At 44.0% G+C, this 14,477-nt stretch carries 12 protein-coding genes; 8 read left to right on the top strand and 4 right to left on the bottom strand.

What is annotated here, in order from left to right:
- Positions 1-125 precede the first annotated feature (125 nt).
- Positions 126-797 carry a type 1 glutamine amidotransferase domain-containing protein gene (locus AB4329_RS15540; protein WP_102548915.1) on the top strand — a complete coding sequence of 224 codons (672 nt, stop codon included), beginning with the start codon at positions 126-128 and terminating at the stop codon, positions 795-797.
- Positions 798-986: 189 nt separating this feature from the next.
- Here AB4329_RS15540 and AB4329_RS15535 read toward each other — a convergent pair whose 3' ends face one another.
- A complete protein-coding gene (locus AB4329_RS15535) occupies positions 987-2,222 on the bottom strand; it encodes a cysteine desulfurase-like protein (protein WP_108111515.1) in 1,236 nt (411 codons plus the stop codon).
- The gene (locus AB4329_RS15530; protein WP_372138700.1) at positions 2,206-2,862 is read right to left on the bottom strand and encodes a 2OG-Fe dioxygenase family protein; all 657 of its coding nucleotides are present in this window, start codon (positions 2,860-2,862) and stop codon (positions 2,206-2,208) included. The genes AB4329_RS15535 and AB4329_RS15530 overlap by 17 nt, the downstream gene beginning before the upstream one ends.
- 774 nt (positions 2,863-3,636) lie before the next feature.
- Here AB4329_RS15530 and AB4329_RS15525 point away from each other — a divergent pair.
- The 3 genes from AB4329_RS15525 to AB4329_RS15515 are packed head-to-tail and all read left to right on the top strand — an operon-like array spanning position 3,637 to position 6,348.
- Positions 3,637-4,644 carry a DNA cytosine methyltransferase gene (locus tag AB4329_RS15525; protein WP_372138699.1) on the top strand — a complete coding sequence of 336 codons (1,008 nt, stop codon included), beginning with the start codon at positions 3,637-3,639 and terminating at the stop codon, positions 4,642-4,644.
- Positions 4,637-5,665, top strand: coding sequence for a DUF262 domain-containing protein (locus tag AB4329_RS15520; RefSeq protein WP_017099616.1), 1,029 nt, complete (start codon positions 4,637-4,639; stop codon positions 5,663-5,665). Before AB4329_RS15525 ends, AB4329_RS15520 begins: the two co-directional genes overlap by 8 nt.
- Before the next feature lie 2 nt (positions 5,666-5,667).
- Entirely contained in the window at positions 5,668-6,348 is a 681-nt protein-coding gene (locus AB4329_RS15515) for an MAE_28990/MAE_18760 family HEPN-like nuclease (RefSeq protein ID WP_017099615.1), read from the top strand.
- Positions 6,349-6,581: 233 nt separating this feature from the next.
- Here the strand turns inward: AB4329_RS15515 and AB4329_RS15510 are convergent, their stop codons facing one another.
- Entirely contained in the window at positions 6,582-6,770 is a 189-nt protein-coding gene (locus AB4329_RS15510; RefSeq protein WP_372138698.1) for a hypothetical protein, read from the bottom strand.
- A 212-nt stretch (positions 6,771-6,982) separates the two neighbouring features.
- Between AB4329_RS15510 and trxB the strand changes: the two genes are divergently transcribed.
- From trxB to azu, 4 genes are all read left to right on the top strand, one after another.
- Positions 6,983-7,942: a thioredoxin-disulfide reductase gene (gene trxB / locus AB4329_RS15505; protein WP_372097759.1), complete on the top strand. Its 960-nt coding sequence runs from the start codon at positions 6,983-6,985 to the stop codon at positions 7,940-7,942.
- A 161-nt stretch (positions 7,943-8,103) separates the two neighbouring features.
- Complete coding sequence (cydD, locus tag AB4329_RS15500; protein WP_017059751.1) at positions 8,104-9,888, top strand: heme ABC transporter permease/ATP-binding protein CydD; 1,785 nt, start codon at positions 8,104-8,106, stop codon at positions 9,886-9,888.
- On the top strand, positions 9,881-11,602 hold the full coding sequence (cydC, locus tag AB4329_RS15495) for a heme ABC transporter ATP-binding protein/permease CydC (RefSeq protein ID WP_004733398.1): 1,722 nt from the start codon (positions 9,881-9,883) through the stop codon (positions 11,600-11,602). Before cydD ends, cydC begins: the two co-directional genes overlap by 8 nt.
- A gap of 274 nt (positions 11,603-11,876) precedes the next feature.
- A complete protein-coding gene (azu, locus tag AB4329_RS15490) occupies positions 11,877-12,329 on the top strand; it encodes an azurin (RefSeq protein ID WP_017063577.1) in 453 nt (150 codons plus the stop codon).
- Between the two features lie 71 nt (positions 12,330-12,400).
- Here the strand turns inward: azu and AB4329_RS15485 are convergent, their stop codons facing one another.
- Positions 12,401-14,284, bottom strand: a complete 1,884-nt coding sequence (locus AB4329_RS15485; protein WP_372055528.1) for a methyl-accepting chemotaxis protein — start codon at positions 14,282-14,284, stop codon at positions 12,401-12,403.
- Positions 14,285-14,477 lie beyond the last annotated feature (193 nt).

Raw genomic sequence — 14,477 nt, 5'->3', positions numbered from 1 at the left:
GACGGCGATAGCTAAGTAACAACACGATACCTAGCACTAAGCGTTAGCACCTAACGAACAACATCAGTGCTTAACGAAAAGCGTCAGCACCTAAATAGAAAAACAGCAGCTCAAAGGGACGAATCATGAAAAAAATACTAATACCTGTAACTAACCACGCAACACTAGGCGATACAGACCAAGCTAACGGTACTTACGCGCCTGAACTGACTCATGCACTGAAAGAGATCATTGCTGCGGGTTTTGAGTACGACATCGCGTCTATCAAGGGTGGTAAAGGCCCATTGTACGGAACCGATATTGAAGGGGATTCAGTAAACGCCGAGATCTTGGCTGATGATGACTTCCAGAACCGCATTAATAACACGATTCCTGTAAGCCAAATTAATGCAGAAAGCTACGACGCTATCTTCTACCCAGGTGGATTCGGTTTGCTTTCTGACTTAGCAACCGACGAGCAATTCGCAGCTATTGCGGCTAAACACTATGAAGATGGCGGTGTGATCGCATCTGTATGTCACGGCCCAGCAGCACTGCTTCCGATTGTTTTAAGCAACGGCGAGAAGCTATTGAGCTCTAAATCGGTGACTGGTTTTACACGTGAAGAAGAGATCGACTTTGGCACCATCAACGACATTCCATTCCTATTGGAAGAGTCTCTTGCTCGCAGCGCAGCGCGTTTCAACAAGGTTCAACCTTGGCAAGAGCTTGTAATTGTTGATGATCGAGTAATTACTGGCCAAAACCCAACCAGTGCGCACGCAGTAGGTGCAACTCTGGTTAAGCACCTGTCTTAGTTAAATCAAGGGCTTACTCGAATAACTGGCGTTGATCAAATAAGCTCAATCAAACAAAAAGAGCATACTTCCTACTCAATATTCTTGAGAGAAGCATGCTCTTTTTTCGATCTAAAGGCACAAACAGCAAAGGTCAGTGCCTTCTTATTAATTACTTCTTGCTAATAGTTTCTCGCTAATGGCTTCTCGCTAGTTACTTCGCAAGATCCCTTCAAGCACATTGAACAGCAAGTCGATCTCTTCAATCGAGTTGTAATGCATACAACCAATACGCACCACGCCCTGCTCTTCAATACCCAACTGTTTCACCAAACCTAATGCGTAGAAATGTCCGTTCCACACACAGATATTATGTTCACCCAACTTCTTGGCGATGAACTCTGGAGAGTGATTATCAAAGGTAATCGCAAACGTTGGGGTTCTTAGATTCGAATCAAATTCGTTTTTCCCGTAAAGCTTTGCCCCTTCAAGGTCGGCCAAGCGTTTAAGGAAGTACTCACTGAGTTGGCTTTCATGCTTATTATAAAGCGCATAGCTTTGCTCTAAACGAGAACGCAATGAATCGGCTGGGTCGCCTAATTGCGCTAAGTAATCCACCGCCGCAATCACACCGGCAAGGCCTTCGAAGCTTTGCGTGCCTGTCTCAAAACGACCTGGGCCGATATTGGTTGCAGGCTCAACCTTGTAAGGCTTTAAAGTATGCAGCCATTGCGGCGCAACATAAGCAATACCCACATGCGGGCCGAAGAACTTATAAGCTGAACACGCTAAGAAATCACAATTCAGCTGCTGAACATCAATCAAGTGGTGTGGCGCGTAATGCACGGCATCGACATAAACCTGAGCACCATGTTGATGTGCTAGTTCGATCACTTTCGCCATATCAACAATGGAGCCAGTGGTGTTCGAAGCAAACGTCACCGCGACAAGTTTGGTTTTCTCGTTAAGCAGCGATTCAAAATGCGCCATGTCTAGGCTGCAATCCGACTCGTCTACGCGAACTTGGCGAACAATAGCGCCTTTGTCGTCTGCCGCTTGCTGCCAGCTCGATACATTTGAGTAATGGTCTAACGCCGTGACGATAACTTCATCGCCCTCTTTCCAATCACGGCTGATCGCTCGGCTCAATTGGAAGGTCAGAGATGTCATGTTCGCGCCGAACACAACGTTGCCAGAAGACTCTGCATTAAGCAGTGCTTGCGCCGCTTCTCGCGCTTGCTGCATTAAGCTTGTGGTCTTTTGGCTAGAAAAATAGTGGCCGCCTAGGTTTGAATTGAAATGCCCTAGGTATTCGGTCATTGAAGCTAAAACATTCTCAGGCACTTGAGATCCACCTGGCCCATCAAAAAAGGTCACAGGCTTGCCGTTATGATATTGGCCTAAAGCACTAAACTGTTGGCGCACATCATTAAGAGTGAAGGACATTGCGCGCATCCTTAGCTGTTAGAACAAACACATCCATATAACCCATCTCATCGTGGTCTATGGTGCGAATCGGTTGTGCATTGTGCCAAAGCTTACTGTCTGCCAGCATCGCAACCTCACCATCACCTAACACCTTTCTAAAGAATGGCGCTTCATGTGAGTCTTGATACAGCATGATTTCACCACCCACAATGTTGTGACGGTTCACACCGATCAAAGCGATATGGTCAAAGCCATCTTGGTGAACCCCTTCAGGAGCAACCTGAGTTTCTTCAAAAATAGCGGCAATGCGGATCTGATGGATTTCGATTTCTTGTCCGTCTTCAAGCCCGTTGGTTTCAATAAACAGTTCACACATCTCTTGCATGCCTTGGCTGCTTAGAATTGGTGCTTCAATCGGCTCGAACTGACGAACAACATCACCTTGAAAGTGATTAATGTTTTCAGACTGAACAAAGTTATGTTTGTCTAGCTCAACGACTTGTCCATTACTGAATTGAACCACCGAGTACCTTCTCAATCGAAACTGGCCATCCGCATGCTCTGTACTTGGTAGCTTAGAGAATGAAGGTGACAACTCCTCAACCGCGTGGTTACTGAGGTGGGTAATATGTAGGGTATTTTCGTGAGCATGTAACATCATCGACTCCTTAATGATTGTTAATTTACTTTCGATATTTAACACTTTGTTTACATAAAGGATACTTGAAGATCTTGTCAAATCAACATTAAACAATCATTTATCCCGTCAGAAATAATAATTCAGATAGTAAAACTAACTTTAAATTCAAAAGCAGTGCATAACACCAGAATAAAAGATAACCAACTCTTAAAACTAGCACACTCCACTAGCTAGTTATAAATCCCTGCAAATTTAAATTTAACGATATTATTAACTAGAAAGTAATATTTCATATTGTGTCAGCCCTTTCGCTTCAATACGCCAGCCTTCTTATATGAGTTCAGGCATCACACTCGCCATCATTCATTTCTATGCTTTTGCACAGCGAAATACGACCTACCTATCAATTGCCAAGCTATTGATTATTTACACAACAAACTGAAATTGGTTAATTTATGAGTACGCCAGAATCCACACGCCTTTGCTTGCGCGTCTGGAACAGGTCGAGTTCGGGGGGAACTCGGCCGCCCTCAAAGGTTTACCTCTTTTAAGGGAACGAGTTGATTAGTCTTTCGTCACGAAGGTGTTTGAAGTGGAATGTTATGAAAAGAATTGATTTACTAGGTTCTGAAAACCAAAAAATGAAGCTTTGAAGTCGACATAACTATGAGACTCAGAAACCTGCTCTAATTCTTCTGTTGAACACTTGAGCTCTTTACCAAGATAAGATATTTAGTTTATCGATGAAAAAGTTTAAAATGGCTAACTAAAATAAAATATTAGGTAGTAGTAGTGAGAATTGTAGACCTGTTTTCGGGACTTGGTGGTTTGACAATTGGTGCTTTACAGGCAGCAAAAAAATTAGGTTTAGATTTTGAGATATACCTTGCGAGTGATATGGAACCGTCGTGTTCAACCTTCTATCAAAGCAACTTCCATGATTACATTAAACATTTCCACGATTCTGATATAACACTTTTAAATGTTAACGATTTGCCAAAAGCTAAGATTGATTACCTTTTCGCTGGTCCACCATGTCAAGGACATTCAGACCTTAACAATCGTTCTAGGCGAAATGATCCTCGCAATAATCTTTATCTTGAAACTGTAAAGGTGATTCAACATTTAAAGCCATCATATTTTTTGATTGAAAATGTGCCTTCAGTTATCCACTCAAAACAAGGCGTAGTTTCTCAGTTAATAGAAAAACTCGATGGCTTATATCATGTTCAAGAATTAGTCGTGGACTTTGAACGTATGGGGATAGCACAAAGCCGTAAAAGACATATATTGTTAGGCAGCATAAAACCTATAGAATCCAATATTTTATCATCTATTTATGAACAACAGGATACTCAAACGCTCAAAGATGCGATCTATGATTTGGTTACAGTCAAACAAGATACAATGTTTGATACTCCTTCCCGTATGACAAGCGTGAATAGAGAAAGAGCTGAGTATCTTTACAAGCAAGATATCTTCGATCTTCCAAACCATTTGCGTCCTAAGTGTCATCAAGGAAATCACAGCTATAAATCTATGTACGGCCGTTTGGATTGGGATAAGCCATCACAAACTATTACTGGTGGATTTGGCTCGATGGGGCAAGGTAGATTTTTACACCCATCTTTACCGCGAGTTATTACGCCGCACGAAGCAGCAAGGATCCAAGGTTTACCAGACTGTCTGGATTTCTCCAATGTAAGCAAACGTGGTGCGCTGCAGCAAATGATAGGGAATGCAGTTCCTCCAGTATTATCAAAAGAACTAATAATAAAATTGGAAAATACAAATGAGTAACGAGTTAGTTGATTTAGACGCCCTAGAAAGGCAACTGAGAGACACACAAACGAGTATTACCTACGATACAAAAGAGTACGTAGTTGAGGTTATGGTAACTCGTTTTGAAAAAGGCTTTTTCTACATTCCAGATTATCAGAGAGAGTTTGTTTGGGCAGAAGATCGCCAGAGCAAATTTATCGAATCAGTAATCATGGGATTACCCATCCCTTTTCTTTTTGGGGTTCAAGACCCTCAAGGAAACACAGAGATCTTGGATGGTGCCCAGCGTATGAACACCTTGCGTAACTTCGCCCTTGATCGTCTTGTTTTGAAAGATCTGACACGTTTAGATTTACTAAATGGTTTAAAATTTTCAGACTTACCAGCTTCACAACAGTTAAGATTCAATGACCGCTCTATGAGAATGGTTATATTACCAGAATCTGTTACAAAGCAATCTCGGTTAGACATGTTCGAAAGAATTAATACTGGTAGTGAAGATTTGAAGAAAGCAGAAATTCGAAAAGGGTCTTTTTCCGGTCCGTTTTACGATTTTGTTTGCTCTTTGGCAACCGACGAGCAGTTCAACCGCTTATGCCCTGTGTCTCATAAATCTGCTCTTCGTGGTGAACGTGAAGAACTAATTTTGCGCTTCTTCGCTTATTCAGATAAATATTTGGAATTTAAGCATTCAGTATTTAATTTCTTAGATGATTATTTACGTGAAGCTAATAAATTGAATTTCGATATTGTCCAATTAGAATCTGAGTTTAGAAGCATGCTTAATTATGTCGAAGCAAACTTACCTGATGGCTTTAGAAAGACAGCGAAGTCTAAGACGACTCCTAGAGTAAGGTTTGAGTCTATAGCTATTGGAGTAAATCTCGCCCTAAAAGCAGAACCAGAACTTGATAATAAGGGTGATGGCTTTGTGCGCACCTCAGATTTCAACAAACATGTAACATCGCATGCTAGTAACTCAGGACCGAGATTAAGAGGTCGCGTCGAATATGTTCGAGACTGGCTATTAGAGGCTTAATAATGCGAGCGTTTACTGATGAATACGATAAACGAAAAGGTGAAATAGAAGCTTACATTACACTTTTACAAGCTTTAAGTTCTGATGGAGCTAAGGTCACTGATATAGATGATAATGAAAGTTCAGTTTCAGCTATTCAACAAAAAGTGTGTAAAGCTTCATGTTACCTTTTAATATATAACTTGGTGGAAGCTACCGTAATGAATGGCGTTCAAAGTATCTATAACAGGATAAAAGATGAAGGATTAGGCTTCTCGGCTATTATGGATTTGTTAAAAAAGGTCTGGTGGCACTCTAAGGGAGAAAGCCTAACATCAACACCGAAAGGTGAACTAATCGAAACCGTTTATAACTATTACTGCGAAACACACTCTGGTGATGCATTAGACTTTAAAGATTTTGTTTCAGGAGTTTCAGGTAATATGGATGCAGATGGTGTGCGTAATGTATGTCATAAATACGGAATCCGCGCAGTTGCAGATGGACGACATCTTGGTAACGTCAAGCAGTATAGAAACTGGCTTGCTCACGGCAACAAATCATTTTCTGATATTGGTCAAGATGTTACAGTAACACAGCTAATTGAGATTAAATCCAATGTATTCTCGTTCTTAGATGAATATGTAAGTAATGTGAATACATACCTTGATAACCAATGTTATAAAGCAACACCTCAAAATTAGGCTCCATAGGGAGCCTTTACTGTCCCCCCCATACTAACCCGCACGCATAAAGCTGTGACTTAGAGCAATCGTTAGATTTTATACGTACCTTTGCTCATCACCCATTCACCCCTCCCTACCACAGCCTCGATTGCATATTAAATTAGTTAATTTTTAGGTTTAATTTATGTGATTGAATACTTAAAATTTCTCTGGGAAATGTCGGTTTAAATGTAGACTTCATCTTGCACCCACTAAAACATACAAGCTTCTTCAAAGTCGATTTCAAAATCAACGGGCGGTAGGTTTGCTAGAGGCTTGTTCGTACCATTCAGTAGTTCGACCTTCGCGGATCTCCCTACTTCGTTTGTGTAGATAGTCGCTAGATAAAGTTTGTCTGAACGGTGGAATGCGTCGTGAAAGCACACTTCTTTGTTCAGCAAGCTGCCAGCAATGGTTTAAGCTCAGGAATGCCAGCCCACTTGACGCAATGGCTTTCGCCAATGTTCCAACCACGAAAACGTTTGTCTCGATTAAGTTCTAAACTATAACGATTAATTACACTTCAGCCCTTGTTTAACCTTTTATTGCCTCCATATTTTCCATACAATCCTAAGCGATTATAAATTAAAACAAATTCAATTTCGGAGTCCTCATGAGCGACGTAAAGCACTGTAATTTATTGATTCTTGGTTCTGGCCCTGCTGGCTATACAGCTGCAGTTTACGCTGCTCGTGCAAACCTAAACCCAGTTCTGGTTACTGGTATGCAGCAAGGTGGTCAGCTTACAACCACAACAGAAGTGGAAAACTGGCCGGGTGATGCGGAAGGTTTAACAGGCCCAGCACTGATGGATCGCATGAAAGAGCACGCAGAGCGCTTTGAAACAGAGATCCTGTTCGACCACATTAACGAAGTCGACCTTTCAAACCGCCCTTTCCGTCTTAAAGGCGATTCTGGCGAGTACACGTGTGATGCGTTGATCATCTCAACGGGCGCATCGGCTAAGTACCTAGGTTTAGATTCTGAAGAAGCATTCAAAGGCCGCGGCGTTTCTGCTTGTGCAACGTGTGATGGTTTCTTCTACCGCAACCAGAAAGTAGCGGTTGTTGGTGGTGGTAACACGGCGGTTGAAGAAGCACTTTACCTGTCTAACATCGCGTCTGAAGTTCATCTAGTTCACCGTCGTGACACGTTCCGCGCTGAAAAGATTCTTGTGAAGCGTTTAATGGACAAAGTAGAGAACGGCAACATTGTTCTTCACACTGATCGCACGCTAGACGAAGTTATAGGCGACGACATGGGCGTGACTGGCGTTCGTATTAAAGATACTCAGTCTGATAAAACAGAAGATATCGAAGTAATGGGCGCATTCATTGCTATCGGTCACCAACCAAACACTGAAATCTTCAAAGGCCAAGTGGATATGAAAGATGACTACATCATCGTTCAGTCTGGCCTTGAAGGTAACGCGACACAGACAAGCATCCCTGGCGTATTCGCTGCAGGTGACGTAATGGACCACAACTACCGCCAAGCAATCACTTCTGCTGGTACAGGTTGTATGGCTGCACTGGATGCTGAACGCTTCCTAGATGGTCTTAACGATAAGTAAATCTGAGATTGCAGATTTGATTATCGGTGCTCTCGCCTCAGTAGATGCAGGGCGTCATCACATTTTGTTGTAAATCCCTAGAGCCCAGTGGTATATCCACTGGGCTTTCTTTTGTATACTAGCCGCCCTCAACAAATAATAATTATCATTAAGCCTTCATAATGGATAAGAAAAAACAACGCAGCTTGAACAAGTGGCTTAAGCAACAGAGTAAGTTAGCGAAACGCTGGCTTATGATTGCGATTAGCCTTGGCGTACTTTCAAGCGTGTTCTTAATTGCTCAAGCAGCTCTTCTCGCCTCTATTCTTCACCAGCTGATCATCGAAAATGTCGATAAATCTGAACTGGTTGGTCATTTCGCAGGCTTGGCATTATCGGTCGTTGGCCGTGCTGGCTGTACATGGGGACGTGAGATCGCAGGTTATCGCTGTGGTGAACAGATCCGTGTCTACATCAGGCAACTCATCCTTGATAAGTTACGTGAGTTGGGCCCTGCTTATATCAAAGGCAAACCTGCGGGTACGTGGGCAACCCTGTTGCTAGAACAAGTCGAAGACATGCAAGACTTCTTCTCTCGTTACTTACCTCAGATGTCTTTGTCGGTAATGATTCCATTCATTATTTTGGTTGTGGTGTTCCCAGTAAACTGGGCAGCAGGACTGATCTTCTTGATTACTGCTCCACTGGTACCAATGTTCATGGCACTTGTGGGTATGAAAGCAGCCGATGCAAACCGTAAAAACTTCAAAGCACTGCAACGTCTTTCTGGTCACTTTTACGACCGTTTGCAGTCAATGACAACCATCCGTCTATTTGACCGCACAAACGCTGAAACAGAAGTATTGAAAGGTGCATCTGAGGTGTTCAGAACGCGCACCATGGATGTATTGAAGATCGCTTTCTTGTCGTCTGCAGTACTTGAGTTCTTCACGTCTATCTCGATTGCGATGACGGCGGTTTACTTTGGTTTCACTTACATCGGCGAGCTTAACTTCGGCCACTACGGCGTTGGCATTACGCTATTCGCAGGTTTGTTTATCCTTATCTTGGCGCCAGAGTTTTACCAACCTCTGCGTGATTTAGGTACTTTCTACCACGCGAAGCAACAAGCGGTTGGCGCAGCTGAAAGTATTGTCGAGTTCCTAGAAACCGACATCACTAAGGTTAAATCAGGCGACACTCAGCTTGATCCGGCTCAAGGCATCAATATTGAAGCTCAAGATCTCAAAGTGTTAAGCCCTGAAGGTGTTCAACTGGTTGGCCCTATCTCGTTTGCACTGAATACTCGCCAATCGACTGCGTTAGTTGGTCCAAGTGGTGCGGGTAAAACAAGTTTGATCAACGCCATTCTTGGTTTCATGCCTTATGAAGGAAGCTTGAAAATCAATGGCATTGAACTGCGTGACCTAGACTTAGCCTCTTGGCGTAAAACGATTAGTTGGGTTGGTCAAAACCCGTTGCTACTGCACGGCACAATTCGTGACAACGTCACTCTAGGTAAGCACGATATCACTGACCAAGTTGTCGAGAATGCACTTGAGCAGTCTTTTGCTAACGAATTCGTAAATGAGCACGGCTTGGATTATATGATCTCTGATCGCTCTGGCGGTCTGTCTGTGGGTCAGTCTCAGCGTTTAGCTCTGGCTCGCGCAATGATTCAAGACGGTCAGTTCTGGTTGCTCGATGAACCCACTGCCAGCTTAGATACTCGTAGCGAACAGTTGGTAATGAAAGGCATCAATAGCAATATCGAAAGCCGCACTGCCCTACTTGTGACGCATCAACTTGCCCCGCTTCAATCGGTCGATAACATTCTGGTTATGCGCGATGGTGGTCTGGTTGAACAAGGTCATTACTCTCAGCTTTCGACTGCGGGTGGTTTATTTGAAGAGATGCTTAACGCGAACTTAGCTCAACAAGATAATAAGGGTAATTTAGATGCGTGATTTACTGCCTTACCTGAAACTCTATAAAAAGCATTGGTTTGGCCTATCGCTAGGCATGCTATTGGCTTTTGCTACTCTGTCGGCTTCTATCGGCTTGTTAACGCTATCAGGCTGGTTCATTTCAGCTTCTGCGGTTGCAGGCCTTACGATTGCACGTGAAACCTTCAACTACATGCTACCAGGTGGTGGTGTACGTGGTTTAGCAATGAGCCGTACTGCGGGTCGTTGGGGTGAACGTGTTGTGAGCCACAATGCGACATTCAAACTGTTAACTGATCTGCGTATCTTCTTCTTCAAGAAGCTGGCTCCGCTGATCCCAGGTCGTATTTCAAACCTTCGTGATGCTGATCTTCTGAACCGCTTGGTTGCTGATGTCGACGCCATGGATCACGTGTACTTGCGCTTAGTAAGCCCTGTGACGGTGGGTGTGTTCGGGATTTTCTTCCTGACTCTGTTCTTAATGTGGTTCGATAGCTCACTAGGTTTAATCTTAGGTTCTATCCTTCTGATCATGCTGTTGGTTTGGCCAATCTTGTTCTACAAATTGGGTAAACGTAACGGTGGTGAGCTGACACAGAACAAAGCGGATCTTCGTGTGACAACGCTAGATTGGATTGAAGGCTACAGCGAGCTAACTCTGTTCGGTGCTGAAGAGCGTTACCGTAATGCGATTCTAGAAACGCAACGAAAGCTGATGGCGAATCAGTTTGTGAATGCTAACCTAACCGGTATGGCTTCAGCTGCGCTAATGCTGTTCAACGGTTTAACGTTGGTTCTTATGCTTTGGCTTGCGGCTGACGGTGTGGGTGGTAATGCACCAGACCCGTTCATCGCGCTAATGGCATTCGCAACCATGGCAAGTTTTGAACTGCTGATGCCTATCGCAGGCGCGTTCCAGCATTTAGGTCAAACTCTGTCTTCTGCTCGTCGCTTGAATGAAGTTATTCTGTCAGAGCCTGAAGTTCAGTTTGCTGAAGAGAAACTCGACATCAACAAGCCGCTTGATATTACGTTCTCAAACGTGACGTTCAACTACCCTGACTCTGAGCGCAGTGTTCTGAACGCTGTTGACCTAACGATCCCTGCCACGCACAAGGTTGCGATTGTTGGTCAAACGGGTTCTGGTAAATCGACTCTGATCCAGCTTCTGACTCGCTACTGGGATCCTAAAAAGGGCTACATCTCAATCGCGGGTATTGAACTGACGCAGTGGAATGAATCGCAGCTTCGTGAATCAATCAGTGTAGTAAGCCAACGTGTCGACATTCTAAATGGTACTTTGCGTGACAACTTGTTGATTGCAAGACCAGAAGCGACCGATGATCACTTAGCGAACATCCTAAAAGACGTTGGTCTAGAAAAGCTGCTTGAGAATAACGCACTTGATAGCTGGTTAGGTGACGGTGGTCGTCAACTGTCTGGTGGTGAGAAGCGCCGTATTGGTATCGCACGCGCGATTCTTCATGATGCTCCTATCCTGCTTCTAGATGAGCCAACAGAAGGCTTAGATAAGCAAACAGAACACAGCATCATGACGCTGTTCGAGAAGCATTTTGAAGGCAAGACGGTTATCTTCATTACTCACCGTTTGATTGGTCTGGAATCGATGGATTCGATCGTTCTGATTGAACAAGGCGAGATTGTTGAAAACGGCTCTCATGAGAAACTGTTAAACGAAGCAGGACGTTATTTCCAACTTCGTCAGGCAATCTAGCTTCCCCTTAAGCTATAAAGAAAACTATTCAAGGCCCGAGTTTATGCTCGGGCTTTTTTGTGTCTGTGATTCTAGTCTCGAGCAACCATTCCCCCCTAAACGGTTGTTCATGCGCTGATTAGTTTTGCCCTTTCCTACAAAAACTTACCATTTACAAAGCAACGAGTTGCACACAATTCAAGTCGTAGCACATTACTATGATCATCTTTCTAGGATAATACGTATCAATCAACCTCATGGAATAACCTCCCCCTAAAATAATGGAGAACAGTGTATGTCTTTACGATTAATCGCAACAACGATAGCGCTTGTAGGTGCTAGCTTTACCGCTCAAGCGAGCTCGGAATGTGAAGTATCGATTGATGCTAGTGATCAAATGAAATTTTCAACTGACACATTAAGCGTTCCAGCGAGCTGTAAAGAAGTGAAGCTGACGCTAAACCATACTGGTTCTATGCCAGCCCAATCAATGGGTCACAACGTCGTTATAACAGACACTGCGTCGCTACAAGCAGTAGGCATCGATGGTATGTCGGCAGGTATCGACAATAACTACGTAAAACCTGACGACAGCCGCGTTTACGCCTTCACTCGTGTTATCGGTGGTGGCGAGTCAACCTCAATCACTTTCAGCACAGAGAAAATGACAGCCGGTGGCGACTACTCTTTCCTATGTTCATTCCCGGGCCACTGGGCAATCATGAAGGGCAAGTTTGAGTTTAAATAACTCGTTAGTCTAGATTGTACAGATACATCAAAGCCCCAACCTAAGTCAGGGCTTTGTTATATTGGCTTCGATTACAGCTTGAAGCGGCTGATTTCGCTTTCTAGCTCGTGAGACAGTTCAGAAAGCTGCGCAGCTTGCTCTGCAGCTTGGTGTGCTTCGTCTGCTAGCTCGTTAGATACGTCACGGATTCCTTCAGTGTTACGAGTAATCTCAGACGTTACTGACGCTTGCTCTTCTGCAGCAGAAGCAATCTGTGTTGCCATGTCACTGATGCGTTCAACAGCAGCATGGATTTGCGTTAGGCTTGCAGCCGCTGAGTTCGCGTCATCAACACTGGTTTCAGCAAGAGTACGGCTATCGTTCATGATGTTAACCGCTTTGCCTGTTGTACCTTGCAGCAACTCAATCGTTTGTTGAATTTCTTGCGTTGAACCGTGTGTACGTTGGCTCAGAACTCGAACTTCATCCGCTACTACTGCGAAACCACGACCTTGCTCACCGGCACGTGCTGCTTCAATAGCGGCGTTAAGTGCAAGTAGGTTTGTTTGTTCTGCAATACCTTGAATGTTAGACAAGATAGCGTTGATGCTGTTGCCGTGCTCTTCAAGTTCTAGAATCACGTTGGTTGCGATTTGAACTTCTTGAGCCAGGTTTTGGATAGAGCTTTGAGTCTGTGTCACTTGACCAGTACCGTGCTCACACGCGCCAACCGCTTCAGATGAGTTCTGTGCAGTATGGTCTGCGTTACCTGCGATCTCTTGTGTTGCTGCAGCCATTTCGTTAACGGCTGTTGCTACCATGTTGATCTCGTCTTGTTGCATTTGGATACGAGCACTACGTTCTTCAGCTTGAGAAGCCGTTTGACGTGCTTGGTTGCCTAGCGCAGCAGATACTTCGCTTAGCTTGATCACCATGGTGTGCATGTTACCCACAAAGCGGTTGAAGTTTGCTGCAAGCTGACCAATTTCGTCGTCGCTCTTAGGCTCAAGGCGTTGAGTAAGATCGCCCTCACCTGAAGCAATTTCTTCAAGTGCTGCTGAAACGCGGTTTAGGTCGCGGAATAGGAAGCTTACTAACCAAGACACGAGTACGATTACGATGAGCGTAATAACGACAGCAGTGATGATCAGCTGAGTAAGTAGCGTTGAGTGGTTCGCTTCTTCTGTTGCTTTGTCCATCTGAACCGCGAAGATCCAGTTAGTGTTAGGCACCTTCGTGAAGTAAAGCAGCTTGTCTGCGCCGCGCTCTTTGATGATCTCGATGCTACCCGTACGCACTGCGTTTTCGATGATAGGCATAGAGATATCGTTTGAAAGCTGGCTTACCGGCTTCAAGCTTAGTGCTGAATCTGGGTGTGCTAGGAATGTGCCGTCAGAGGCATCAATTAGCATTGCGTAAGCGTTGTCACCAACATCAAGGCTGATTACATCGTTAACCAACTGGTCGATCAGTACGTCTGCACCAACAACACCAACAAGTTGGCCGTTGTGGCGAACAGGTTCTGCGATCGTTACTAGAAGTGCTTTGGTGATTGCATCTTGGTAAGCCGTAGTAATGATTTGCTTACCTGCAGCGTTTGCTTCTTGGTACCAAGGACGTTGACGAGGATCGTAATCTGCACGATTACGTTCAGGATGTGAACGGTACATTTCACCTTCTGGAGTACCTAAAAAGATATCGTCAAAGCCACCCGCTACACGAGCTTGTCTAAGGAAAGGAACAACATCATCCTCTCGTGAAAAGTCATTAAATGCTGATGCGATATCAGTACGGATATCAATCCAGTTTTTAATACCTTCAGATGCTGCTTCAGATACGCTTTCAGCTCGTAGGTATACGCCATTACGAGTCTGTTCAAATAATTGGTTTGCTGATAACCAAGTTAACGCTGTTGCCATAACGACAACAGCAGATAGGCTAGCACCTATTAACTTCTGCTTAAGTGTTAGTTTCATGTCAAAGTTTCACGAGTAGTGGGAAATCTCGCGCATACTACCCAATATCAGTATTAAATTCGAGCGATTTTATAATTTAATAACGTAATATAATTTTAAGCAAACCATAAGCTTAAGTAATGTCAAATCCTTGGCTTATCGCCAAATTTAAGGCGGCATTATCTCTACGGTTATTAGGGCGTGTTGATCTTTG

This window comes from Vibrio sp. 10N.261.54.A5, assembly GCF_041471145.1.
In the GTDB taxonomy this organism is placed as follows: Bacteria; Pseudomonadota; Gammaproteobacteria; order Enterobacterales; family Vibrionaceae; genus Vibrio; species Vibrio crassostreae_C.
Note: the sequence above shows the minus strand (reverse complement) of the source record. Positions and strands in the feature narration are given on the sequence as shown.

What these genes read in the sequence shown, in the direction of transcription:
- AB4329_RS15530 (WP_372138700.1), bottom strand. Translation starts at nt 2,862, where the DNA reads ATGTTACATGCTCACGAAAATACCCTACATATTACCCACCTCAGTAAC.
- cydC (WP_004733398.1), top strand. Translation starts at nt 9,881, where the DNA reads ATGCGTGATTTACTGCCTTACCTGAAACTCTATAAAAAGCATTGGTTT.
- AB4329_RS15520 (WP_017099616.1), top strand. Translation starts at nt 4,637, where the DNA reads ATGAGTAACGAGTTAGTTGATTTAGACGCCCTAGAAAGGCAACTGAGA.
- azu (WP_017063577.1), top strand. Translation starts at nt 11,877, where the DNA reads ATGTCTTTACGATTAATCGCAACAACGATAGCGCTTGTAGGTGCTAGC.
- AB4329_RS15515 (WP_017099615.1), top strand. Translation starts at nt 5,668, where the DNA reads ATGCGAGCGTTTACTGATGAATACGATAAACGAAAAGGTGAAATAGAA.
- AB4329_RS15535 (WP_108111515.1), bottom strand. Translation starts at nt 2,222, where the DNA reads ATGTCCTTCACTCTTAATGATGTGCGCCAACAGTTTAGTGCTTTAGGC.
- cydD (WP_017059751.1), top strand. Translation starts at nt 8,104, where the DNA reads ATGGATAAGAAAAAACAACGCAGCTTGAACAAGTGGCTTAAGCAACAG.
- trxB (WP_372097759.1), top strand. Translation starts at nt 6,983, where the DNA reads ATGAGCGACGTAAAGCACTGTAATTTATTGATTCTTGGTTCTGGCCCT.
- AB4329_RS15485 (WP_372055528.1), bottom strand. Translation starts at nt 14,284, where the DNA reads ATGAAACTAACACTTAAGCAGAAGTTAATAGGTGCTAGCCTATCTGCT.
- AB4329_RS15540 (WP_102548915.1), top strand. Translation starts at nt 126, where the DNA reads ATGAAAAAAATACTAATACCTGTAACTAACCACGCAACACTAGGCGAT.